Genomic DNA, 22,732 nt, shown 5'->3' on the forward strand with positions numbered 1-22,732 from the left:
GGCTCCATGACTCTCGGGGGCAGCGATATGAACACCAGCGGTGGTCCCGGCGGCGGAGACGGCGGCGGCATGAAATTGAAACCCACCCGTATCCGGGAGCTGCTGGCCAATATCCTGATCGCGGCCGTGATCGCCTGGGTCGCCACCCGGCTGGCCTATTCGAGTTTTCCGCCGATCTCCACCGTCGCCGGCGCCTCCCTGTATCCGGTCGCGGCGCTCGAAGTGGCCCTGGGCTTCTATATCCGGGGGCGGGTGAGCAATAGTCAGATCGGCGCTGATCTGCGACAGCTGCATCCGATCACCGTGGCCCGCGCGCTCGCCCTGGCGAAGGCTTCCGCACAGGTGGGGTCGCTGGCCGCGGGAGTGTGGCTCGGATTTCTGCTCTGGATCTTCCCGCAGCGCGGGGATCTACGGGCGGCCGCCGCGGACTTTCCGGGCGCGCTCATCGGATGCGGCGCCGGTATCGCACTGGCCGTGGCCGCGCTGTGGCTCGAATACTGCTGCCGTGCGCCCGACGATCCGACGGACGACCCCGCTACTTCGTAGCACCCGGTTCGTGATCGATCACGCCTCTCCTGACCTGGGCGCAGCCGAATATCGCGGCTACCCTTGCGGTCATGGTTTCACCGTCCCGCAGTAGTACTTCCGCGCGCGGCCGGGAAGATGTGGGCAAGCTCTTCCTCGGCGCACTCGTCCTACTGGGTCTGGTGGCCAGCGTATTTCTCGTACTCAGCGACAGCTTGCAGTTCATCCGGGTGGGTTTGGTGGTCGCGCTGTGGGCGGCGGTACTGGGTGCTTGGGCGGTGAGCCGGTATCAGGCGAAAGTCCGGGATCTGCGTCGGATCTACGAGCTGGAACTCGAACGGGAGATCAGCGCCCGTCGCGAACACGAATTCGGTGTCGAATCGCGGGTGCGGGCGGAACTGGGCGCCGACGCCACGGAAATGGCCGCGCTACGTGCCGAACTCGCCATCCTGCGCCGGCATCTGGAGCGGCTCTTCGACGGCGAGCTCCCGGAAGAACGTCCGGCGCTGCGTGCCTCCGCGTTCCGGGTTCAGGAACTGCCCAGCGCCGAGGACAAGCCGAGTGTCGCGGCCGACTGGCCGAGTTCCGACGAAGGTGAGCGGGGAGCGGTCGATGCCTGGGCGAATGCCGCGGCCAGCTGGTCACATGCCGCGGACGGATGGGCCGACGCCGAAGCCGAGGCGGCCGACCCGGGCCCCGACAGCCGGGAGCGCGATACCGCCACCCCGGTCTACGAGACCGACTATCCGGGCCGCCCGCGCTTCGCGAGTCCCGACGATGCCCCGGTCACCGCTGAAACGGCGATCGTCCGCCTCGACGACGACCCGCCGCAGGGGCCGCCCGCTCCCGATATCTCCGGGCCGACCTGGGCGGACGCATTCACCGAGGTACACGATGATGCTGCCGGCGCAACCTACGGCCCGCCGCGCCCCGAAGAACTGATCTACGGCCCGCCCGCGCCGGAGTTCGTCGCGCAAGCGGCTGTCGCCGAGACGGCTGTCGCCGAGACGGCCGAGACGGCTGTCGCCGAGAAACCGCGGGAGCACGCGTGGCGCGGGTCGACCGACCTGTCGGCGCGCCCGGCGAATTCGCGGCGGCGCCGCACCCAGGCCGATTCCGGTGGTTCGCGACGACTGTCGGTGGCCGAGATCATGGCCAACCTGCGACAGGAAGAGGAGCAGCGCAGCTCCTGAAGTGCGGCGCATATCACCCGGGGGCCCATGGCGCATCGGCCGGACCGGGTCCTATCCTCGACACGTAACGTCCGGTACCCGCAGCGCGGGACTGGAACGACTTCGAGAGGACAATGTTGACCTCGCCACGCGTGACTCCTGGCAACCCGGCCGCGAGTGGTGATCCGGCGCCCGCACGACTGACTGTAGGAATCGTCTCGGCGGGACGTGTCGGATCAGCGCTCGGCGCCGCGCTCGAGCGCGCCGGACATGTGGTGTTCGGCGTCGCCGCGATCTCCGACGCCTCCGTGCGCCGGGCACAGGCCCGGCTGCCCGAATCGCGGATCCTCCCGGTCGAGGAGGTGGCCGCCCGCAGTGAGCTGCTGATCCTGGCCGTCCCGGACGCGGAGCTGGCCGGACTGGTCCGCGGTCTCGCGAGTTCGGGCACGGTACGGCCGGGCACGATCGTGGCGCACACTTCCGGCGCGAACGGCATCGGCGTGCTGGCGCCGCTGCGGGACGCCGGGGCTCTCCCACTGGCAGTGCATCCGGTCATGACCTTCACCGGCCACGACGAAGACCTCGCCCGCCTGGCCAACGCCTGTTTCGGGATCACCGCGGCCGATGAGATCGGCTACGCCATCGCCCAGTCGCTGGTCATCGAGATGGGCGGGGAGCCGGTCCGGGTGGCCGAGGAACAGCGCACGCTCTATCACGCCGCGCTCGCGCACGGCAGCAACCATCTGGTCACCCTGGTGCTGGACGCCGTGGCGGCGCTGCGACTGGCGCTGGCCGGGCCCGGCCTGATGGGCCAGCAGACGGTCGACGATCAGCCGGGCGGTCTGCCGGAACGCCTGCTGGCGCCCCTGGCGTCGGCGGCGCTCGACAACGCCCTCCGCCGCGGACAGGCCGCGCTCACCGGGCCGGTGGCGCGCGGGGATACGGCGGCGGTCCTCGCCCATCTCGAGGCGCTGGGAGCGGCCGATCCCGAGCTCGCCGCCGGATATCGGGCACTGTCGCGGCGCACCGCCGAACGGGCGCAGGCCCCCGCCGAACTACGTGAGCTGCTGGAGGAGCACCGATGATGCGTCCCTCCGCCTTCGCTGTGGCCTCAGCGGGCCGCATGTTCAGCCTCGAAGGAGGCTCGGTGTGCGGTATTCGCTCCGGTTTCCGCGGGCCGCATGGAGAGCTTCAAGAGATGTTCGGTGTTGCGATACGTCCGCCTTTGCTGCGGCCTTCGCGGACCGCGCATGTACAGCTTCGAAGGAGGCTCCATGACTGAATCGACGCTGCGCGGCGCGTATCGCGCGGGTGAACTGACGGTGCAGCACGATCCGGCCGTGCTCGGCAAGGTCGTGCGTGCGCTGCGGAGTACCGGCCGCACGGTCGGGCTCGTGCCCACCATGGGCGCACTGCACGAAGGTCACCTCGAACTGGTACGGCGCGCCAAACGCACCAACCAGGTCGTGGCCGTATCCGTATTCGTGAATCCGCTGCAGTTCGGCGCCGGCGAAGATCTGGACAGCTACCCCCGGACACTCGACGCCGACGTGGAGTTGCTGCGCGCGGAGGGCGTCGCGCTGGTGTTCGCGCCGAGTGCGTCGGATATGTATCCCGACGGCCCGCGCACAACTGTTCAGCCCGGTCCGGTGGGCGCCGATCTCGAGGGTGCGTCGCGGCCGACCCATTTCGCCGGAATGCTCACTGTGGTGGCCAAACTGCTGCAGATCGTCGGTCCGCACGAGGCGTTCTTCGGGGAGAAGGACTACCAGCAGCTGGCGCTGATCCGGCAGATGGTCCGGGACCTGAACTTCGATGTGAAGATCGTGGCGGTGCCCACTGTCCGGGAGTCCGACGGTCTGGCCTTGTCGTCGCGCAACCGCTACCTCGATCCCGTCCAGCGGGAAACCGCCACCACGCTGTCCGCTGCGCTGCTGGCCGGCGCGCGGTCCGGCGCGGCCGGTGCGCGAGCCGTCCTGGACGCCGCGCGCTCGGTGCTGGCCGCCGTCCCGGAGATCGAACTGGACTATCTCGAGCTGCGTGCCTCGGACCTGGGTCCCGCGCCCGCGGAAGGCAATGCCCGGCTGCTGATCGCGGCCCGGGTCGGCGCCACCCGGTTGATCGACAACGCCGCCGTCCGTCTGGGCGCCCAGCTCGACGGTCACCCCGATGCCTCCCTGGTCGGCAGTTCGGCCGGTGGGTCCGCCGAATACCCGACCGGTGGCTCTTCGGGAACGGACGGCCGGTGAACACCGTCGCAGCGCTCACCTACCCGGTCCGCCCGCCGTCGCACTTCTTCCGGATGTGCCCAGAACCCCGCGGTGCCGGAAGCACCGCCATGAACACTGCACCCCGCGGCGTCGGAAGCGGCGCCGTGTACACCGAGAGGCGGCGGCGATGTTTCGCACCATGATGAAGTCGAAAATTCACCGGGCCACCGTGACCCATGCCGATTTGCACTACGTCGGTTCGGTGACCATCGATCAGGATCTGCTCGATGCCGCCGATCTGCTGGAGGGCGAGCAGGTCTGCATTGTGGACATCGACAACGGCGCGCGCCTCGAGACCTATGTGATCGCCGGTGAGCGCGGGTCCGGGGTGATCGGTATCAACGGTGCCGCGGCGCATCTGGTCAACCCGGGCGACCTGGTCATCCTCATCGCCTACGCCATGATGGACGAGGCCGAACTGCGGGAGTACGACCCGAAAGTCGTATTCGTGGATTCCCGGAATCGCCCGGTCGAATTGGGTTCGGATCCGGCCCACGCACCCGAGGGCTCGGATCTGATCAGCCCGCGCAATCTGTCCTTCGTCTGAGCGGCGGGTGACCGCGTGCTGCTGACCATCGACGTCCGCACGACCAGCACCGTGGTCGGGTTGGTCACGGGCACCGGGTCCGAGGCCGAACTCGTCCGGTATTGGCGGATACACACCAACCCGCTGCACACCGCAGACGAGTTCGCGATGAAACTGCGCGGGCTGGTGGGCCCGGAGCTGGACGCGGTGACCGGAGTGGCGGGTCTGTCGACGATGCCGCCGATGCTGCGCGAGCTGCGGGTGATGTTGGATCGCTACTGGCAACAGGTGCCGCATGTGCTGGTGGAGCCCGGCGTGCGCACCGGTATCCCGCTGCTGGTGGACAATCCGAAAGAGGTCGGCGCCGACCGGATCGTGAACTGTCTGGCCGCCCATCACGTGTACGGCGGTGCCGCCATCGTCGTGGACTTCGGCGTCTCGATCTGTGTCGACCTGGTGTCGGCCAAAGGGGAGTTCCTGGGCGGTGTGATCGCTCCGGGAGTGGAGACCGCGAGCGAGGCGCTGATCGAGCGGACCGCGTTGCGGCGGGTCGAGCTGGCCCGGCCCCGGTCGGTGTTGGGTAAGAACAGCGTCGAATGCATTCAATCCGGTGCGATCTTCGGTTTCGCGGGTCTGGTGGACGGTCTCATCGATCGGATCCGCGACGATATCGACGGATTCGGCGGCGACGGGGTCGCGGTGGTGGCGACCGGGGCGGCGGCGCCGCTGATCATCGGGGAGTCGGAGACGATCGAGCACCACGACCCCCACCTCACGGTGACGGGGTTGCGGTTGGTCTACGAACGCAACCAGCGCCGTGCTCGTGTGTGATTTCGCGACTGTGACGGATTCCGCTGAGCCGAATGTGGCCGCATCGCGCCCGGCTTGCTAAGCTCGGCCTGTGCTGAATCGCATGCGTACCCAGGAGTGTTGTCGAGGCTGACGCCGCCTCGACCGTTCGAGGCATTCGTAAAGTCCTCGACCGTTTCTTTAACTTCCTGGAGATGCGATCATGCATTCGCCTGTTGCCTCGTCCGCAGTGCGCCCCTCGGCCCGGAACAATTCCGCCGCGATGGCGAATCCCATTCCCGATCGCCCGATCGCCCCGGCTCTGCCGACGCGGCTGCGTCCGGCGGATCTGCTCCGGCTCACCGACGAGGCCGGTGAGGATGTTCTCTCCGGCCGGTACGACCATCTACTCCCCGCGGACGGGCTGTGGCCGACGGTCGACCGCTGGGCCACCCGGCTGGTCGCCGACGACGAGGTCGATGTCTGGCTGATCAGCTGGACTCCGGACAAATCCACGAAACTGCACGATCACGCGGGCTCGCTCGGTGCGCTCACCGTGCTCAGCGGCGCACTCGCCGAATATCGCTGGAACGGCGCCGAACTACGCCACCGGGTGCTGGCCGCCGGTGACCAGGCCGCGTTCCCGATCGGCTGGGTGCACGACGTCGTGCGCGCCCCCGACCGGATCGCGGTATCCGGGTCCGCCGATATCGGCCCGCTCGAGCCGACCCTCAGTGTGCATGCCTACTCGCCGCCGCTCACTGCCATGTCCTATTACGAGGTGACGGGACACGGCAGCCTGCGGCGTACTCACACCGCCCTCACCGACCAGCCCGAAGGTGATCTCTGATGTCGCGACTGACCATTGATCAGATGCTCGATCAGGCCCGCTCGCAGTTGCGGCGGATCCATCCCGTGGAACTGCCGGCCGCGCTCGCCCGGGGCGCGTTCCTGGTCGATATCCGGCCCGCGGCACAGCGCGCCAGGGAAGGGGCACTGCCCGGGGCGCTGGTCATCGAACGAAATGTCCTCGAGTGGCGGCTGGACCCCAGTAGTTCGGCGCGCCTGGCGCTGGCCACCGACCACGATGTCGAATGGGTGGTGGTGTGCTCGGAGGGCTACACCTCCAGCCTGGCCGCGGCGTCGTTGCGTCAATTGGGCCTGCATCGGGCGACCGATCTGGTCGGCGGATATAAGGCACTGGAAGCGGCCGGTATGCGAACGGTCGCCACCGGCGCCGCTCACTTCACCAGGGAAGTTCGTTCGCTGGCTGTTCTCTGAATTCTTCCCGCGGGACGAATGCGGCGGGACGGCAATACTTTTCCGACGCGCTGTGGCGCGCCGGAAAAATTCTAAGCAACCAAATGGTCTATTTTTACCTGCCCTGGTAGCCGCGCGTTCCACGGCTGATTCCTTATCGCGTGCACAGGGCGGGCGGCTGCCGAATCGATTTGCGGTGCACGCTAGGGTGGTTCGCTGTGAGCAACCCGAACATCTCGTCATCCGGCGGCTCCGCGGGCGTTGTTCCCGCGGGGCGATCCAGCCGCTCCGCGGAGGTCGACGACGTCCCCGAGCAGATGCGGATCCGGCGGGAGAAGCGGGAACGGCTGCTCGCGGCCGGTGGGGACGCTTATCCGGTGTCGGTGCCCCGCACCCACAGCCTGGCCGAAATTCGTGCCGCCTATCCGGATCTCGCGGCCGATACCGCGACCGGGCAGCTCGCCGGAGTGACCGGCCGGGTCATCTTCATGCGGAATACCGGCAAATTGTGCTTCGCTCAGCTACAGGAGGGTGACGGCACCACTTTGCAGGCAATGGTCAGCCTGAACGGAGTCGGCGCGGACGCGTTGGCGGCCTGGAAGACCGATGTGGACCTCGGCGATATGGTTTTCGTGCACGGTGAGGTCATCTCGTCGCGTACGGGTGAATTGAGCGTCATGGCCGATTCTTGGTCCATGGCAGCCAAAGCACTGCGTCCGCTGCCCGTGGCGCACAAGGACATGGGCGAGGAGTCGCGGGTCCGGCAGCGTTATGTCGATCTGATCGTGCGCCCGGAGGCCCGGCAGATGGCCCGTACCCGGGTAGCGGTGGTGCGCGCACTGCGCAATGCACTGGAACGGCGCGATTTCCTCGAGGTCGAGACGCCGATGTTGCAGACCCTGCACGGCGGTGCGGCCGCCCGTCCCTTCCGAACACACTCCAATGCGCTGGATATGGATCTCTACCTGCGCATTGCTCCGGAGTTGTTTCTCAAACGCTGTGTGGTCGGTGGCCTCGAGCGGGTGTTCGAGATCAATCGCAACTTCCGTAACGAAGGTGCCGATTCTACCCATTCACCCGAGTTTGCGATGCTCGAAACATATCAGGCGTACGGCACCTACGATGACTCCGCGCGGATGATCCGGGAATTGATCCAGGAAGTCGCTCAGGAGGCGATGGGAACTCAGGTCGTGACGCTCGCCGACGGTTCGGAATACGACTTGAGCGGTGAGTGGACAACGGTCGAGATGTATCCGTCGCTGTCGGAGTCGGCAGGGGTGGAGGTCACCCCGGAAACAACTGTTCCGGAATTGCTCGAGCTAGCCGATCGGTTCGGACTGGAAATTCCGGAAGGCAAGGGCTACGGCCATGGCAAACTGGTGGAGGAACTCTGGGAGCACTGCTACGGCGACAAGCTGTACGTGCCGACTTTCGTCCGCGATTTCCCAGTCGAGACCTCCCCGTTGACCAGGCAGCACCGGTCCCGGACCGGTGTCACCGAGAAGTGGGATCTGTATGTCCGGGGCTTCGAGTTGGCCACCGGCTATTCGGAGTTGGTGGATCCGGTGATCCAGCGCGAACGGTTCGTCGATCAGGCGCGTCTGGCCGCGGCGGGTGATGACGAGGCAATGGTGCTGGACGAAGACTTCCTCGCCGCGATGGAACACGGGATGCCGCCGACAACGGGAACTGGTATGGGAATCGATCGGTTGTTGATGGCGCTCACCGGATTGGGAATCCGGGAAACGATACTGTTCCCAATAGTGCGGCCGGTCGGCCGCTGAGCGAACGGTTTGCATAGCAGGCCGCTCGTCTTGGAATTTTTCGAATACGGGGTATTCTTGCCTCGGGTAATCGGCCGCATTTTGCGGGCCGCACGATTTCGAGAGGACGTTCATCTCATGGCAAAGAAGGTCACCGTTAGCCTGATCGACGATGTCGACGGTGAGTCCATCGCGGACGAGACCATCGAGTTTGCAATCGATGGGGTGTCGTACGAGATCGACCTGTCGTCGACGAATGCGTCGAAGCTTCGGGACGAGTTGGAGCAGTGGGTAACGAGCGCCCGCCGCGTGAGTGGCCGGCGCCGGGTGAAGTCCGCGGTCGCCGCCGTCGGTGGTACCAAGGCCCGTGCCACCATGGACCGGGAACAAAGCGCGGCCATTCGTGAGTGGGCCCGCCGGAATGGTCACAAGGTTTCCGCGCGGGGTCGTATCTCCGCCGATATCACCGACGCGTACAACAAGGCCGCGAAGGGTTAGTTCTTCTTTCAACCGTCGTGCGCCAGGGTTATTCTCGGAACGCCACGACGGCTGGTCTTTCTCGATAGCTATTTGGAATTACCGCTGGCCCCGGCGTTGAACGCCGGGGTCGCTGCGCCCGGCGGCGTTCCATCTTGCTCGAGCGCACGCTCGCCCGGCACCATGGATGTGATCGATCGGGCCCCTACGCGCCGCGGTGCAAGAGGTCCGTAGTGTTCGGCAGTTGCTGCCGGTATGAAGAGTGAGGTATCGGCGCAGTGACCGGATCCGTCGGCTCGTTCCTACGATTCACCGATGACCAAGGCCGTCGCCGCGAGGTGGTGTTGAGCCCGGACCGTCAGCGGATCACCATCGGCCGTTCGGCGGGCGCTGACCTATCGCTGCGGTGGGACGCCGAGGTCTCGCGGTTGCACGCCGCGGTGGAATACCTCGCCGCGCACTGGACCATCGTGGACGACGGCCTCTCCCGCAACGGCACGTTCGTCAACGGCGAACGCATCAACGGCCGCCGCCGACTGATGCCGGGGGACCGGATCCGGGTCGGCACCTCGTTGGTGTCGTTCCACGATTTCAACGGCGTCCCCGACGACGCCACCCGAGCCTCCGGCGCCAGCCTCCCCACCGTCCGCTCGCTCACCGAGGCGCAGCGCGGCGTGCTGGTCGCGCTGTGCCGCCCTTACAAAGGGGATGTCGGATTCGCGGCCCCCGCCACCAACCAGCAGATCGCGGACGAGCTGTTCCTGAGCGTGGACGCCGTCAAGACCCATCTGCGCGCCTTGTTCGCCAAGTTCGGTGTCGAGGATCTGCCGCAGAATCAGAAGCGGGTCCGGCTCGCCGCGCTGGCCATGCGCAGCGGACTCATCACAGATCGCGACCTGTAACCCCCCGGCCCGGCCGCCCCGTCCGGTGGCGCCGGTCTCCCCATTTCTGGGAGCCGTTGTGTTCGCTCTGGGCAAAACCCGAATGGGAAACCAATCGGTGGGTAAGGGCGTTATGAGTGAATAACCTGTCGTCGACCCTGCATCATTGGGGTGGAGCGGCGGCGGTGTAATCCCCTGCCAACTAGAGTGGGAGGCGGGGGCCGCAACCCCTGGCCTTCATGGCAGGCTGAGGTCGACGGTTGTCCACGACACACCACGGCATCAGCCGGCCATAGAGTCCGGAGCAGGAGAGTGAGGGAGCGATGTTCGAGAGGTTCACCGACCGCGCGAGGCGTGTCGTCGTCCTGGCCCAAGAAGAGGCCCGGATGCTCAACCACAACTACATCGGCACCGAGCACATCCTGCTGGGGCTGATCCATGAGGGTGAGGGTGTCGCGGCCAAGTCGCTGGAGTCGCTCGGCATCTCGCTGGAGGGCGTGCGCAGCCAGGTCGAGGAGATCATCGGCCAGGGCCAGCAGGCCCCGTCCGGTCATATTCCGTTCACACCCCGCGCCAAGAAGGTACTCGAGCTGAGCCTGCGCGAGGCGCTGCAGCTCGGCCACAACTACATCGGCACCGAGCACATCCTGCTGGGCCTCATCCGCGAGGGTGAAGGTGTGGCGGCGCAGGTGCTGGTCAAACTCGGCGCCGATCTCAACCGCGTCCGCCAGCAGGTCATCCAGCTGCTGTCCGGGTACCAGGGCAAGGAGCCGGTGGAATCCGGCGCCCGCGGCGAAACCGGCACTCCGTCGACTTCGCTGGTACTCGATCAGTTCGGCCGTAACCTCACCCAGGCCGCGCTGGAGGGCAAACTCGACCCCGTCATCGGCCGCTCGAAAGAGATCGAGCGGGTCATGCAGGTGCTGAGCCGCCGCACCAAGAACAATCCGGTGCTGATCGGCGAGCCCGGCGTCGGCAAGACCGCCGTCGTCGAGGGCCTCGCCCAGGCGATCGTCAACGGCGAGGTGCCCGAGACGCTGAAGGACAAGCAGCTCTACACCCTCGACCTGGGTTCCCTGGTCGCGGGCAGCCGCTATCGCGGTGATTTCGAAGAACGCCTGAAGAAGGTGCTCAAGGAGATCAACACCCGCGGCGACATCATCCTGTTCATCGACGAGCTGCATACGCTGGTCGGTGCGGGTGCCGCCGAGGGCGCCATCGACGCGGCCTCGATCCTGAAGCCGAAGCTGGCCCGCGGTGAACTGCAGACCATCGGCGCCACCACCCTCGACGAGTACCGCAAGTACATCGAGAAGGACGCCGCCCTGGAGCGCCGGTTCCAGCCGGTTCAGGTGGGCGAGCCGACCGTCGAGCACACCATCAACATCCTCAAGGGTCTGCGGGACCGCTACGAGGCGCACCACCGGGTGTCCATCACCGACGGCGCCCTGGTCGCCGCCGCCACCCTGGCCGACCGCTACATCAACGACCGGTTCCTGCCGGACAAGGCGATCGACCTGATCGATGAGGCCGGCGCCCGGATGCGTATCCGCCGGATGACCGCCCCGCCGGACCTGCGCGAATTCGACGACAAGATCGCCGATGCGCGCCGGGAGAAGGAATCGGCGATCGACGCGCAGGACTTCGAGAAGGCCGCGCGGCTGCGCGACAAGGAGAAGCAGCTCGTCGCCAAGCGGGCCGAGCGCGAGAAGCAGTGGCGCTCCGGTGATCTGGATGTCGTGGCCGAGGTCGACGACGAGCAGATCGCCGAGGTCCTGGCCAACTGGACCGGTATCCCGGTGTTCAAGCTCACCGAGGAGGAGACCACCCGTCTGCTCCGTATGGAGGACGAGCTGCACAAGCGGATCATCGGCCAGGAGGACGCGGTCAAGGCCGTTTCCAAGGCCATCCGCCGTACCCGCGCGGGTCTGAAGGATCCGAAGCGTCCGTCCGGTTCGTTCATCTTCGCCGGTCCGTCCGGCGTCGGTAAGACCGAGCTGTCCAAGGCGCTGGCGAACTTCCTGTTCGGTGACGACGACGCGCTCATCCAGATCGATATGGGCGAGTTCCACGACCGCTTCACCGCCTCGCGGCTGTTCGGTGCCCCTCCCGGGTACGTCGGCTACGAAGAGGGCGGCCAGCTCACCGAGAAGGTGCGCCGCAAGCCGTTCTCGGTCGTGCTGTTCGACGAGATCGAGAAGGCCCACCAGGAGATCTACAACACCCTGTTGCAGGTCCTCGAGGACGGTCGCCTCACCGACGGCCAGGGCCGGACCGTGGACTTCAAGAACACGGTGCTGATCTTCACCTCCAACCTCGGCACCTCGGATATTTCGAAGGCCGTGGGCCTGGGCTTCACCCAGAGCAACGCCGAGGGCTCGAACTACGAGCGGATGAAGCTCAAGGTCAACGACGAGCTGAAGAAGCATTTCCGGCCGGAGTTCCTCAACCGTATCGACGATGTCATCGTCTTCCACCAGCTCACCACGGATCAGATCGTGGAGATGGTGGATCTGATGATCAACCGTGTCGGCGTGCAGCTGAAGAACAAAGATATGGCGATGGAACTCACCGATACCGCGAAGAGCCTGCTGGCCAAGCGTGGTTTCGACCCCGTGCTCGGTGCTCGGCCGCTGCGCCGCACCATCCAGCGCGAGATCGAGGACCAGCTGTCGGAGAAGATCCTCTTCGGCGAGATCGGTGCGGGCCAGGTCGTGATGGTCGACGTCGAGAACTGGGACGGCGAAGGCTCCGGTGAGGACGCCAAGTTCACCTTCACCCCGAAGGCCAAACTCACCAAGGAAGACGGTGAGAAGAAGCCCGAGGTCGTGCTGACCGGCGCGTCCGAGGGCGGCGGCTCGACCGAAGCCGCCTCGGGCGAGTAGCAGCCAACGGCAAGGGCCTGCCCACCGGTATCGCACCGTTGGGCAGGCCCTTTTCGTGGCCCGGGGGGCCGGTCATCGACGGTTTCCGGTCGGTGAGCACGAGTACGGTGGTGATGTTCATTCGATACGAACCGGGGGTACACCATGACGAATCCGGACCTGACCACGATCGCGGTGCTGCTCGACCGTTCGGGCTCCATGCAGACCATCAAATCGGATACCGAGGGCGGTCTGGCCGCGTTCTTCGACGAACAGCGCAAGGCCGAGAAGGCCGTAAGGGTCACGCTCGCGCAGTTCGACACCGAGTACGAATGCGTGTACTCGAATATCGCGATCGACCAGGTCCCGGCGCCGGTGCTCCAGCCCCGCGGCGGCACCGCTCTCTACGATGCCATCGGCAAGCTCGTCACCGATCTGGGCACCGAACTGGCCGGCCGTCCGGAGGACGAGCGTCCGGGCACGGTGATCGTCGTCGTGCTCACCGACGGCCACGAGAATTCGAGCCGCGAATGGACCCATGCCGCGGTGCGTTCACTGATCGAACAGCAGCAGAACGTGTACAGCTGGGATTTCTTGTTTCTCGGCGCCAATATGGACGCCGTCACGATCGGCAGCGGTCTGGGGTTCGCACCGCAGCAGTCGATCACCTATGGTGCGGCTCCGGCCGGTGTCGCGGGGGTCTTCCGGGCTGCCGGTGCCTACTCCCGGCGGCTGCAGGCACCGTCGGACCCGGGTTCGGCACGCGCCGCGGGATTCACCGAGGAGGAGCGGCGCGACGCCAACCCCGGGTGAGGCGCCCGGTTCAGTCGGGCCTACCGGAATCGGTGTCGGCCGTGCTGGGAGCGGTCCGTTGCGATTTCGAGGTGACCGCGACCGGTGCCGCCGTTTCGCGAGATTCGCCGGCACCGTGGCCTTTGCGGGTCCGGGGCCGCGCATCCGAGTCGATCGCAATCCGGAGTGGGCGGCTGGGCAGCCGGGCCGCGACACGGTAGCCGCCGCTGGGTTTGGGCCCGGCGGTCAGTGCGCCGCCGAGTGCGTGTGTGTGTTCGCGCATCGCGATGATGCCCATCCCGCGGGTGGGGCCGGTGTGTTCGGGTTTGCCGGTGGGACGGGTGTTGTCGACGGTGAGGTCGACGGAGTCCGCGGTGTAGCGCACGGTCACCGTGGCTTCGGAGCCGGGCGCGTGGCGTACGACATTGGCCAGCGATTCCCGGACTATCTGGGTCGCGGCGTCGTCGATCGCCGCGGGCAGGGAATCAGCGGCGCCCACTACGCGGGTGTGCACGGTCAACCCCGCCATGCGTGGTTTCCGCAGCAACTCATCGAGGTCGGACATGGTGGGATCGGGTTCGCGGGGCGGCGGAGTCGGCGTCGGCCGGTCGACGGGAGTACGGCCGCCGACGCCGGAGTCTCGCTGCGCGCGGTCGGCGGCCGGCCGCTCGCGTCGAGCGAAACCACCGCGCCGCGAACGCTTCTCACGGTTCGGACGGGCCTCGACTCCGGCGCCCGTCTGCCGGTCGTCGGCAGGGGACAGGGTGGGCGCCGGTGTGGCCGGCTCGACCGTCTGGATCGCATGGCGTAACGCCTGGACATCCTCGAGCGCGTTGCGGCTGGTGGTCTTTATCTCGGAGACGGTCCCCGCCGCCTTCGCCGAATTGTTCTCCACCTGCTGCAGTGCCATCCCGGCTTGCACGTTGATCAGCGAGAGATTGTGGCCCACCACATCGTGCAGCTCGCGGGCGATCAGGAGGCGCTCGGTGCTCACCTCCAATTCTCGCTGCCGCTGTGCGGCCACGCGTTCGGCGGCGTGCAGCGCCCGGCGGGTCCGTCCGAGCGTGCGGCGTTGCCGCAGCAGCTCGAACACCGCCGCGGCCAGCGCAAGCCAACCCAGTAGCCCGACTATCTGCCAGCTCGTCATCGCGAACGCTCCACCGCACCACCCTATTCGCCCCTCGCGGTGAACCGTCGGCGCACACCCGGATTTCCGGTGCCGCAATGGTATTCCGGGCCGGATTTCCCGGTTTCCGGCGTGACGATCGACAGTAGCGCGATGATCGCCGCATCTGCGGCGGGACCTGCCCCGACGCGGGTATGGTCCAGAGATGGTCGACCAGCAAGTGCGCGTACCGGACCTGTCCGCACGGCCGTACGAACTCACGGTGGAGCGTGTGATGACCGCTTCGCCCGAACTCCTGTATCTGGCGTGGACCCAGGGCTTCGATATCTGGTTCGCGGAGGCGTCGTCGGTGCGGATGCGCCCGGAGGTGAACGAGCCGTTCTATTTCGAGACCCGCCATGAGGGGAAGATCCAGCCGCACTACGGCCGCTTCCTCCGTCTCCAGCCGAGCCGACTGGTCGAATTGACCTGGGTGACGGGCGCGGGGGGCACGGAGGGCGCCGAGACCGTGGTCCGGGTGGAACTCGTCAAACAACCCCGCGGGATCCGGTTGCGTCTGCGGCACAGCGGATTCGCCGACGAGGCCGCCCGCGATCGGCACCGGGCCGCCTGGCCGGCGGTGCTGGCCCAGCTGGACGAACGAACGGCTGCGACGGTGTGAGGGTGTGCAGGTGCGAGTAGGTTCGAATCGCACTCGAACGAATCGTCTTCGAAAGGATCATGATGCCCACACGTACCGCGCGCACCGCATGGACCGGTGGTCTGCAGGACGGCTCCGGCCAGGTCGAGCTGGTCAGCTCGGGGGTCGGCAAGTACGAGGTGTCGTTCCCCAAGCGGTCGGCCGATGACGCCGACGGTACGACCAGCCCGGAGGAGCTGATCGCGGGGGCGCATTCGTCCTGTTACGCGATGGCGCTGTCGAACGAGATCGCCCAGGTCGGCGGTACTCCGCAGAGCCTCGACGTCTCGGCGGCGGTGACCCTGGGTCCCGATCCGGCCGGTGGTTTCCGGATCAGCCGGATCGCGTTGACCGTGCGCGGCCGGGTTTCCGGGCTCGACGAGGCGGCCTTCCTCGCCGCGGCCACCGCTGCCAAGGCCGGCTGCCCGATCAGCAAGGCGCTGACCGGAGTGGACGACATCACGCTCGACGCCGCACTGGAATCCTGAGCGGTTCCCGGGCTTCCGGATCGTCGGGAGCCCGGGTCACTCGGGCGGCTCAGCGGGGGCGTTTGCCGTCTGCGCCGGTCCGGAACCAGTCGCGCGCGGCGCGGACCATGGTCTCCGCGATACCGAAGGCCACAGCCGCCACGAGCCCCGCGAATGCCGTCGTGACGGCCGTGGGCCGAGATGAGAGCGCGCTGTGCCGCGGTCCAGCGGCAGTGTCTGTGTCGTACATGATCCGACACTGCCCGCCGGGAACCGACGCTGTGATCACCCTGAAGTAGCGGCGACCTCGGGTACCGCTGTATTGCCGCGCGTGCTCCACTCAGTGAGCGCGGCGAAAACGAGGCCGATGCTCACCCACAGCGTGGTGGAAACGGCCAGCGATGCCGCGCGGAACTCCCACAGCAGGGTCGCCGGGAAATCCGCTCCCACTTCGTTCACACCCGGTAGCAGCACATAGCCCAGCGTGGTGACCAGCACCGAGACTGCCACCGCGGCGATCAGCCGCAACGATTCGAGCTGTTGGTGGAGGGCCTTCCAGGCATAGACACCGGCTGCGACGGCCGCCAGTCCCAGCAGGACCGCGGCCACCCAGAGCAGGGTGCGATCATTGATCGTCTCGGGATCGCCCACCGCCGGCGGGTTGGCCGGGTATTTGAAGAACGGCACCACTACCACCGCGACCCAACCGGCCACACCCAGCCCGAGCGCGAGCCGAGGTCCCGGCAGGGAGGTGAATCGCCGCGCGTAATGCGCCGCGGTCGCGACGATCGCGCCGAACGCCATCCCGGCCAGCGCGTTCGCCAGGAACTGACCGAACTTTTGCCAGGGCCTGCTGACGATCGCCTCGTCCCCGTGGCTGTGCTCGCCGCCCGACTCGTGGGAATGCTCCGCCGCGGGTGCGGCGGCCTCCTCGATCGCGATCGCCGCGTCGACCTTGGGCTCACCGACGAAATTGCCGACGACGCCCGCCAGCAGGCCGGCGATCAAGCCGGCCAGCAGACCACGGATCAGTAATGCGCCGAAGGATCCGCTCAATGGCACGGGACGCCCAGCAGATGCCGCCCGTCGTGCATCAGCTCGTGCAAGAACATTCCCCCGCGCGAGACGGCACCCTGGTCGAACCCGACCAGATAGAGCGTCAACAACGCCAGCAAAACGACACCGACGGTGACGAGCACTGTCGCCAGTGTGTCGGCGGCCCTGTTCGGGACGTGGACTATGGCCATGGTCGATCCTCCTCATCCGGATGCTCGCGTCCGGTTCGCGAGTTGCGCGCAGGTGCCGGTGTCTGACTCTGCCCATCGCGGAAGGCGTGGACATCACAGTGGCGCGACCGCTCCGGGTTCTCACCGGATTACCGCATCACCTTTGCTTCACCTGGAACTTTGACACCACCGGTCGTGGTCGTCAATACGCCCCCGAATAAGCACTGGCCACGCCACCCGGGATCCGGGGGCGTGGCCAGGTCCGGCCGGAGTCAGGAGGCGGGTTTACCGGCTACATCCAGCACCACCTCGAACTCCAGCAACGAGGCGCCGGTGGCGACGGGCTTGTTCTGCTGCCCGGCGTGCGCCTCCTTGGCCGGACCGTCCCGCCACGCGGCGAAGGACTCCTCGGAATCCCACTGGGTGACGACGAAGTACCGGTTCTCGCCGGCGGTGGGCCGCAGCAGCTGGAAGCCGAGGAACCCGGGAGAGTTCTCGACGGCGTGCGCACGGTGGGCGAACCGCTTTTCCAGTTCCGGACCCGCACCTTCGGGGATCTCGATCGCATTGATCTTCACAACAGCCATGCTGTATATATTGCCCCGCCTTCGGCGGGGCGGGGCGGGGCCCTCGTCAACCCCGGTTCTTCACTCCTACGCTCAGTCGCTGCGCTCCTTCGCTTCGTCGCTCCAGAACCGGGGCGGGCCCCGACCTCGGAGGTGGACCATCCGGACGAGGCGAGAGGTGGGGGCGGACCTGCTTCTTGGTCGGTGTGGGTAGGTACACGACCCTGCCAGTGCTCGATGGTCGCCGATCTATGGTCGGCGGTGCGCATGCGCTCGGTTGCTGCGGTTCTTCGCTTCGTCGCTGCAGAACCGGGGCGGGCCCCGACCATGGATGTCGGCCGTTCGATAGGGACGATCGCGGTGTGGGTCGGAGTTCTGGTGGGTCCGGCATGCATCGCGGGCGGCGGCTCCCGTGCGGCCTTGCGCTGTTGTTCCAGAACCGGGGCGGGCCCGACCATGAATGCTGGCCTTTGTGAGGTGGGTGAGTGATTCGTGGAGGTCGAGGACGTCGGCACACAACCCTGACGGTGGGGTGGGTTGCTTGCTCGCCAAGGTGGGAGGTGGGCCTGCTTCGCGCATGCCGATGTCCCAGGAGCCTGGTGGCGGTGCGCGGACGGAGCACGGCCGGGGGCGAATACACTCGGCTCGATGTTGCACGACGAGGGTGGTTGCGGCGCTCCGATACTGCTGCTGCACGGGTTGATGGGCAGCGCGCGGACCTGGGCGGACCAGATCGAATGGCTGCGCGGGTACGGGCGGGTGTTCACCTTCGACGCCGCCGGGCACGGGCGGCCCGCCCCGGCCGAACTCACCACCGACGCCTTCGTCGCGGATCTGGCGCGGGCTACCGCGGGGATCGCCGAGCCGATGGTGGTCATCGGCCATTCGATGGGGGGCTTGCACGGCTGGATGTTCGCCGCTGCGCACCCCGGTCGCGTCCGGGGCTTGGTGGTCGAGGACATGGCCGCGGATTTCACGGGCCGCACCGCCGCCCATTGGGCCGCCCTGGTCGAGGGTTGGCCGCAACCGTTCCCGGATGAGGCCGCCCTGATCGATTACTTCGGTCCGGTTGCCGGCCGTTATTTCCGGAACTCTTTCGAGCGCGCCCCGGACGGCTACCGCCTGCACGGTGAGGTGGCCACTTTCCGGGATATCTCCGAGGAGTGGGGAACGAGGTCGTTCTGGCGGGAATGGGGTCGGCTGACGGTCCCCACCTTGCTGATCGAAGGCGAGTTCACGATCACGCCACCCGGCCAGATGCGCCGGATGGCCGAACTCCATCCTGATGCCGAGCACATCGTGGTTCCCGCCGCCGGCCATCTGATCCATGACGATCAACCGACGCGCTACCGGGTAGAAGTGCAGCGGTTTCTCGCTCGGGTGCTACGGGCGACCCCCGAGCCCGCCGCTGGGGGCTGAACGGGTCGAGCCTTGGCCGCGCACGTTATCGGGCCCGCGTCAGCCCTCACCCGCCAGCGCGAACCGTCCGTCGTCGGTTTGTTCGATCAAGCCGTCCACCAGCAGCGAATCCAGCGCGCGGTCGCGTTGGCCGGGGTCGCGCGTCCAGGCGAGATCCAGGCGGAGGCGTTCCACCGGCGCGTGTGCCGCCCGTAGGACATCGAGCAATCGCCCGCGCGCCTGCCGATCGGTGCCCTCGTACTTCTGGGTCCGGCGGGTGGATTCGGAGACGGGCCGACCCGCCGCGACCCAGGCGCAGTGCGGGAGGGGACAGCGGGTGCAGTCCGGGGTTCGCGCGGTGCACACCGTCGCTCCGAGTTCCATCAGCGCCGCCGAGAAGACCGCCGCCCGATCGACGCGGGCGGGTAGCAGGGCCTCGGTCTCCCGGAGGTCGCGGGTCGCCGGGTTGCCGGCCTCTCCGCGGCCGTGCACGGCCCGCGCAACCACTCGGCGGACATTGGTGTCCACCACCGGAACCCGCTGCCCGTAGGCGAAGCAGGCGACCGCGCGCGCGGTGTACGCGCCGATGCCCGGCAGGCCGAGTAGTACATCGACATCGGCGGGCACCTCGTCGCCGTGGTCGGCGGCCAGGACCCCGGCGCATTCGTACAACCGCAGGGCACGGCGCGGATATCCGAGTTTGCCCCACGCGCGCAGGACCTCGCCGGCGCTCGCCGCCGCCATGGCCGAGGGCACGGGCCAGCGTGCTACCCACTCCCGCCAGATCGGTTCCACCCGCGAGACCGGGGTCTGCTGCAGCATGATCTCGCTCATCAGGATCTGCCAGGCACTCACGCCCGGCCGCCGCCACGGCAGGTCGCGGGCGGTGTGTGCGTACCAGTCGATCAGCGCGTCCGAGTCGATCGCGGTGGGTTCGATCGAGACGCCCGCGCGTCCGCCCGCACCCGGATGCCCGTGAATTCCGCTGCTCAACCGACCCGCTCCGTTCACCTCACCGTGCAGTTCCACCGGTTCGGCGCGATCGGATGCCGCGTCGTAACGGGACCGAAGCAGTGCGAAATCCAAATCGTGCAGAATGGACACATGCCTCAGTCCAACCCGGTAAGTGCCTGGAAGTCGCTGCGCGAAGGTAACGAGCGCTTCGTGAACGGCACGCTGCTGCATCCTAGCCAGGGAGCCGCCGATCGAGCCAAGCTCGTCGCCGGCCAGAATCCGTCCGCCGTGCTGTTCGGCTGCGGAGATTCCAGGGTCGCGGCGGAATTGATCTTCGACCAGGGCCTCGGCGATATGTTCGTGGTGCGTACGGCCGGCCATGTCATCGATTCCTCGGTGCTGGGGTCCATCGAGTACGGGGTCGGTGTGCTGAACGTGCCGCTGATCGTGGTGCTCGGTCACGACAGCTGCGGGGCGGTCAAGGCGACCCTGGACGCGCTGGACGGCGGTGAGGTGCCCGGCGGGTTCATTCGCAGCATTGTCGAGAAGGTCACGCCGTCGATGCTCATCGGGCGCCGCGAGGGTTTGAGTACGGTCGACGAGCTCGAGGCCCGCCATGTGGTGGAGACCAGCCGGCTGCTGATGCAGCGGTCGATGATCGTCTCCCAGCGGGTGGCGACCGGCGAGTGCGCGATCGCCTGCGTCACCTACAAGCTGGTCGACGGCCGGGCGAAACTACAACGTGTGGTCGGCAATATCGGTGAAACGGTCTGATGCAGGCACCCGCGGCCCGGTCCGGGAGGGCCGGGCCGGGTCACCGTGGATCCCGCGGCCGGCGATCTGCGACACCTTCGGGTGTGCCGTTGACAGCCACTGCCGCCCGATGCGCTTACCGTTGACACGTGTTGGAACCGACAGGACCGTTACCGCCGGAGATCTACTGGCGGCGTCGCGTGTTTGCCATCGGGGCGCTGGTCGTCGCGCTCGCGGTGGTTATCTGGCTGGTCGTCACCGTAGCCCGGGGCGGCGACACGCCCGATGCCGCCGCGGCGGCTTCCGAGACCACCGAACCCGTCGCGAGTTCGGCGTCGGCGTCCACCACGTCCACCACGTCCGCCACGACCACCGCCAAGGGGACCACCGCCGCTTCCGGTACCCGTGGCGCCGAGCCGACGCCGGTGGCGTCCGGGCAGTGCGCCGACCAGTCGCTGGCGATCAAGGTTTCGGTGGGTCAGCCCACCTATCAGGTGGGGGAGGAACCGGTATTCGGGATCGTGATCACCAACATCTCCGGCGAACCCTGTAACCGGGACATGGGGTCGGGTCTGCAACGGGTGTCCGTGCACTCGCTCGACGGCGGCCGTCAGCTGTGGGCGAGTACGGATTGCTATCCCGACGGCGAACCGGATGTGCGGACTCTGGATCGCGGCGAGCAGGCCGCGTTCACGGTGACCTGGAAGGGCGCCACCTCGCAGCCGGAATGTGCGGGGGAACGGGTCCCGGTTCCCCCGGGCGCCTATAACGTGGTGGCACAGATGGGTTCGGTGCGCAGCGCCCCGGAACCGTTCAATATCGCCGGATAGGGCTCATTTCTTCGTCAGGCCGGCCAGGCGCAGGGCGCCGCGCAGACTGGACGCCTCGTGCAGGGTCATCGGTGTGGCCTTGCCGTCCACGCCGGGCGGTACCACCGCGGTGGTGAACCCGAGCCGCTCGGCTTCGGCGAGCCGGCGGGTGGTGGAGGTGATCCGCCGGACCTCTCCGGCCAAACCCACTTCGCCGAGGATCACCCAGCCGGGCGGCAGCGCGGTATCGCGCGCGGCGCTGGCGATCGCCAGCGCGATGGCGAGATCAGCGGCGGGCTCGGTGAGCCGCATACCGCCCACGGTGGCCGCGTAGATGTCCTGTTTGCCGACATAGAGGCCGCAGCGGCTCTGCAGGACGGCCAGCACCATGGCGACCCGGTTGTAGTCCAGTCCGCTGACCGCGCGGCGGGGCGCCGGCGCCTGGGTTTCGACGGTGAGCCCTTGGACCTCACCGACCAGCGGCCGCTTCCCGTCCATCGCGACGGTGACGGCCGTACCCGGGACGGAGTCGGCGCGGTGATGTAAGAAGAGTCCGGAAGGATCTGTCACACAGGCGATTCCGTCGTCGTGCAGTTCGAAGCAGCCCACCTCGTCGGCGCTGCCGAAGCGATTCTTGATACCACGCACCATCCGCAACGCGGTGTTCTTATCGCCTTCGAACTGCAATACGACATCGACCAGATGCTCCAGGGTGCGGGGCCCGGCGACCGCACCGTCCTTCGTGACATGCCCCACGAGCAGTACCGCGATACCGCTCGCCTTCGCCAGCGAGGTCAGCGCCGCGGTCACCGCGCGGACCTGAGTGACACCCCCGGTCACGCCGTCGCTGTCGGCGGCCAGCATGGTCTGGACGGAATCGACCACCAGCAGTGTCGGTTTCACCTGATCGACATGCCCGAGGACCACCGACAGATCGGATTCGGCGGCCAGATACACCCGGTCGTGCACCGCGCCGGTCCGGTCGGCGCGTAACCGCACCTGTCCCGCGGATTCCTCCGCGGTGACGTAGAGCGCCCGTTCGTCGCGCTGTCGCGCCCACCGATGCGCCACCTCGAGCAACAGGGTCGATTTGCCCACTCCGGGCTCCCCGGAAAGCAGCACCACGGACCCCGCGACGATCCCGCCGCCCAGTACTCGGTCGAGTTCGGAAACCCCCGTCGCCCGAGCGGTGCTCGTCTGCGAATCGATCCGGGAGATCGGCGCGGCCGCGGTAGTGGGCAGCATCGCCTTACGGGTGGTTCCGCCGATCGGCGCGGCCGCCGGCAGCGCCTGGTCTACGGTGCCCCACGACCCGCAACCGGGGCATTTGCCAACCCATTTGGCGACCTCGTGCGCGCACTCCGAACACCGGTAGACGGCCTTGTTCTTGGTCACTGCCACAGCCGCACCCTACGCACCCGCACCGACATCGCCG

25 protein-coding genes are annotated in these 22,732 nt (G+C 67.5%); 18 read left to right on the forward strand and 7 right to left on the reverse strand.

The genetic code is table 11. The features are described from left to right. The first annotated feature begins 69 nt into the window (after nt 1-69). The 13 genes from OG804_RS24285 (at nt 70) to OG804_RS24345 (ending at nt 13,340) form a co-directional block, all read left to right on the forward strand. Complete coding sequence (locus OG804_RS24285; RefSeq protein ID WP_328398698.1) at nt 70-546, forward strand: DUF3180 domain-containing protein; 477 nt, start codon at nt 70-72, stop codon at nt 544-546. 71 nt (nt 547-617) lie between these two features. Further along, entirely contained in the window at nt 618-1,718 is a 1,101-nt protein-coding gene (locus tag OG804_RS24290; RefSeq protein WP_328390206.1) for a DUF6779 domain-containing protein, read from the forward strand. Nucleotides 1,719-1,831: 113 nt separating this feature from the next. Further along, nucleotides 1,832-2,782 carry a Rossmann-like and DUF2520 domain-containing protein gene (locus OG804_RS24295; RefSeq protein WP_442941618.1) on the forward strand — a complete coding sequence of 317 codons (951 nt, stop codon included), beginning with the start codon at nt 1,832-1,834 and terminating at the stop codon, nt 2,780-2,782. Nucleotides 2,783-2,971: 189 nt separating this feature from the next. Next, complete coding sequence (gene panC / locus OG804_RS24300; protein WP_328390210.1) at nt 2,972-3,946, forward strand: pantoate--beta-alanine ligase; 975 nt, start codon at nt 2,972-2,974, stop codon at nt 3,944-3,946. A gap of 148 nt (nt 3,947-4,094) precedes the next feature. Next, on the forward strand, nt 4,095-4,514 hold the full coding sequence (gene panD, locus OG804_RS24305) for an aspartate 1-decarboxylase (RefSeq protein WP_328390212.1): 420 nt from the start codon (nt 4,095-4,097) through the stop codon (nt 4,512-4,514). A 15-nt stretch (nt 4,515-4,529) separates the two neighbouring features. Further along, nucleotides 4,530-5,324, forward strand: a complete 795-nt coding sequence (locus OG804_RS24310) for a type III pantothenate kinase (RefSeq protein ID WP_328390214.1) — start codon at nt 4,530-4,532, stop codon at nt 5,322-5,324. A gap of 241 nt (nt 5,325-5,565) precedes the next feature. Further along, a complete protein-coding gene (locus tag OG804_RS24315) occupies nt 5,566-6,132 on the forward strand; it encodes a cysteine dioxygenase (RefSeq protein ID WP_328390216.1) in 567 nt (188 codons plus the stop codon). An 8-nt stretch (nt 6,133-6,140) separates the two neighbouring features. Beyond that, nucleotides 6,141-6,563, forward strand: a complete 423-nt coding sequence (locus OG804_RS24320; RefSeq protein ID WP_328398700.1) for a rhodanese-like domain-containing protein — start codon at nt 6,141-6,143, stop codon at nt 6,561-6,563. 296 nt (nt 6,564-6,859) lie between these two features. Further along, the gene (gene lysS / locus OG804_RS24325; RefSeq protein ID WP_328398702.1) at nt 6,860-8,326 is read left to right on the forward strand and encodes a lysine--tRNA ligase; all 1,467 of its coding nucleotides are present in this window, start codon (nt 6,860-6,862) and stop codon (nt 8,324-8,326) included. Nucleotides 8,327-8,443: 117 nt separating this feature from the next. Beyond that, nucleotides 8,444-8,803, forward strand: coding sequence for a histone-like nucleoid-structuring protein Lsr2 (locus OG804_RS24330; protein ID WP_328390218.1), 360 nt, complete (start codon nt 8,444-8,446; stop codon nt 8,801-8,803). 257 nt (nt 8,804-9,060) lie between these two features. Continuing rightward, nucleotides 9,061-9,684 (forward strand): FHA domain-containing protein, encoded by a 624-nt coding sequence (locus tag OG804_RS24335; protein ID WP_328390220.1) that lies wholly within the window; start codon nt 9,061-9,063, stop codon nt 9,682-9,684. A 302-nt stretch (nt 9,685-9,986) separates the two neighbouring features. Continuing rightward, nucleotides 9,987-12,548, forward strand: a complete 2,562-nt coding sequence (locus tag OG804_RS24340) for an ATP-dependent Clp protease ATP-binding subunit (RefSeq protein WP_328390222.1) — start codon at nt 9,987-9,989, stop codon at nt 12,546-12,548. 144 nt (nt 12,549-12,692) lie between these two features. Beyond that, entirely contained in the window at nt 12,693-13,340 is a 648-nt protein-coding gene (locus OG804_RS24345) for a vWA domain-containing protein (RefSeq protein WP_328390224.1), read from the forward strand. A 10-nt stretch (nt 13,341-13,350) separates the two neighbouring features. On the opposite strand, the gene OG804_RS24350 is transcribed toward OG804_RS24345, so the two are convergent. After that, a complete protein-coding gene (locus OG804_RS24350) occupies nt 13,351-14,466 on the reverse strand; it encodes a sensor histidine kinase (protein ID WP_328390226.1) in 1,116 nt (371 codons plus the stop codon). Between the two features lie 184 nt (nt 14,467-14,650). Between OG804_RS24350 and OG804_RS24355 the strand changes: the two genes are divergently transcribed. Beyond that, nucleotides 14,651-15,106: an SRPBCC family protein gene (locus OG804_RS24355; protein ID WP_328390228.1), complete on the forward strand. Its 456-nt coding sequence runs from the start codon at nt 14,651-14,653 to the stop codon at nt 15,104-15,106. 62 nt (nt 15,107-15,168) lie between these two features. Then, nucleotides 15,169-15,612: an OsmC family peroxiredoxin gene (locus OG804_RS24360; protein WP_328390230.1), complete on the forward strand. Its 444-nt coding sequence runs from the start codon at nt 15,169-15,171 to the stop codon at nt 15,610-15,612. Nucleotides 15,613-15,661: 49 nt separating this feature from the next. Here OG804_RS24360 and OG804_RS24365 read toward each other — a convergent pair whose 3' ends face one another. The 4 genes from OG804_RS24365 to mhuD form a co-directional block, all read right to left on the reverse strand. Continuing rightward, nucleotides 15,662-15,841 carry a hypothetical protein gene (locus tag OG804_RS24365; RefSeq protein ID WP_328390232.1) on the reverse strand — a complete coding sequence of 60 codons (180 nt, stop codon included), beginning with the start codon at nt 15,839-15,841 and terminating at the stop codon, nt 15,662-15,664. 35 nt (nt 15,842-15,876) lie between these two features. Next, nucleotides 15,877-16,653: a CbtA family protein gene (locus OG804_RS24370; protein WP_328390234.1), complete on the reverse strand. Its 777-nt coding sequence runs from the start codon at nt 16,651-16,653 to the stop codon at nt 15,877-15,879. Beyond that, entirely contained in the window at nt 16,644-16,838 is a 195-nt protein-coding gene (locus tag OG804_RS24375; RefSeq protein WP_328390236.1) for a CbtB domain-containing protein, read from the reverse strand. Before OG804_RS24375 ends, OG804_RS24370 begins: the two co-directional genes overlap by 10 nt. A 251-nt stretch (nt 16,839-17,089) precedes the next feature. Next, on the reverse strand, nt 17,090-17,404 hold the full coding sequence (gene mhuD, locus OG804_RS24380; RefSeq protein ID WP_058853342.1) for a mycobilin-forming heme oxygenase MhuD: 315 nt from the start codon (nt 17,402-17,404) through the stop codon (nt 17,090-17,092). A gap of 627 nt (nt 17,405-18,031) precedes the next feature. On the opposite strand from mhuD, the gene OG804_RS24385 reads away from it, so the two are divergent. Next, entirely contained in the window at nt 18,032-18,802 is a 771-nt protein-coding gene (locus OG804_RS24385) for an alpha/beta fold hydrolase (RefSeq protein ID WP_328390238.1), read from the forward strand. A gap of 39 nt (nt 18,803-18,841) precedes the next feature. Here OG804_RS24385 and OG804_RS24390 read toward each other — a convergent pair whose 3' ends face one another. Further along, nucleotides 18,842-19,720, reverse strand: coding sequence for an A/G-specific adenine glycosylase (locus OG804_RS24390; RefSeq protein ID WP_328398704.1), 879 nt, complete (start codon nt 19,718-19,720; stop codon nt 18,842-18,844). 165 nt (nt 19,721-19,885) lie between these two features. Here OG804_RS24390 and OG804_RS24395 point away from each other — a divergent pair, with 165 nt between their 5' ends. Next, nucleotides 19,886-20,509: a carbonic anhydrase gene (locus OG804_RS24395; protein ID WP_328390240.1), complete on the forward strand. Its 624-nt coding sequence runs from the start codon at nt 19,886-19,888 to the stop codon at nt 20,507-20,509. Nucleotides 20,510-20,637: 128 nt separating this feature from the next. Further along, entirely contained in the window at nt 20,638-21,318 is a 681-nt protein-coding gene (locus OG804_RS24400) for a hypothetical protein (protein ID WP_328390242.1), read from the forward strand. Nucleotides 21,319-21,321: 3 nt separating this feature from the next. On the opposite strand, the gene radA is transcribed toward OG804_RS24400, so the two are convergent. Beyond that, a complete protein-coding gene (radA, locus tag OG804_RS24405) occupies nt 21,322-22,692 on the reverse strand; it encodes a DNA repair protein RadA (RefSeq protein WP_328398706.1) in 1,371 nt (456 codons plus the stop codon). Nucleotides 22,693-22,732: the final 40 nt, after the last annotated feature.

It is taken from the genome of Nocardia sp. NBC_00416 (assembly GCF_036032445.1).
Lineage (GTDB): Bacteria > Actinomycetota > Actinomycetes > Mycobacteriales > Mycobacteriaceae > Nocardia.

Bases quoted from the DNA above. Each gene is read 5' to 3' on its own strand.
- OG804_RS24285 (WP_328398698.1), top strand. From the start codon at position 70: ATGAAATTGAAACCCACCCGTATCCGGGAGCTGCTGGCCAATATCCTG.
- OG804_RS24290 (WP_328390206.1), top strand. From the start codon at position 618: ATGGTTTCACCGTCCCGCAGTAGTACTTCCGCGCGCGGCCGGGAAGAT.
- OG804_RS24295 (WP_442941618.1), top strand. From the start codon at position 1,832: ATGTTGACCTCGCCACGCGTGACTCCTGGCAACCCGGCCGCGAGTGGT.
- panC (WP_328390210.1), top strand. From the start codon at position 2,972: ATGACTGAATCGACGCTGCGCGGCGCGTATCGCGCGGGTGAACTGACG.
- panD (WP_328390212.1), top strand. From the start codon at position 4,095: ATGTTTCGCACCATGATGAAGTCGAAAATTCACCGGGCCACCGTGACC.
- OG804_RS24315 (WP_328390216.1), top strand. From the start codon at position 5,566: ATGGCGAATCCCATTCCCGATCGCCCGATCGCCCCGGCTCTGCCGACG.
- lysS (WP_328398702.1), top strand. From the start codon at position 6,860: ATGCGGATCCGGCGGGAGAAGCGGGAACGGCTGCTCGCGGCCGGTGGG.
- OG804_RS24330 (WP_328390218.1), top strand. From the start codon at position 8,444: ATGGCAAAGAAGGTCACCGTTAGCCTGATCGACGATGTCGACGGTGAG.
- OG804_RS24340 (WP_328390222.1), top strand. From the start codon at position 9,987: ATGTTCGAGAGGTTCACCGACCGCGCGAGGCGTGTCGTCGTCCTGGCC.
- OG804_RS24345 (WP_328390224.1), top strand. From the start codon at position 12,693: ATGACGAATCCGGACCTGACCACGATCGCGGTGCTGCTCGACCGTTCG.
- OG804_RS24350 (WP_328390226.1), bottom strand. From the start codon at position 14,466: ATGACGAGCTGGCAGATAGTCGGGCTACTGGGTTGGCTTGCGCTGGCC.
- OG804_RS24355 (WP_328390228.1), top strand. From the start codon at position 14,651: ATGGTCGACCAGCAAGTGCGCGTACCGGACCTGTCCGCACGGCCGTAC.
- OG804_RS24360 (WP_328390230.1), top strand. From the start codon at position 15,169: ATGCCCACACGTACCGCGCGCACCGCATGGACCGGTGGTCTGCAGGAC.
- OG804_RS24365 (WP_328390232.1), bottom strand. From the start codon at position 15,841: ATGTACGACACAGACACTGCCGCTGGACCGCGGCACAGCGCGCTCTCA.
- OG804_RS24375 (WP_328390236.1), bottom strand. From the start codon at position 16,838: ATGGCCATAGTCCACGTCCCGAACAGGGCCGCCGACACACTGGCGACA.
- mhuD (WP_058853342.1), bottom strand. From the start codon at position 17,404: ATGGCTGTTGTGAAGATCAATGCGATCGAGATCCCCGAAGGTGCGGGT.
- OG804_RS24385 (WP_328390238.1), top strand. From the start codon at position 18,032: ATGTTGCACGACGAGGGTGGTTGCGGCGCTCCGATACTGCTGCTGCAC.
- OG804_RS24395 (WP_328390240.1), top strand. From the start codon at position 19,886: ATGCCTCAGTCCAACCCGGTAAGTGCCTGGAAGTCGCTGCGCGAAGGT.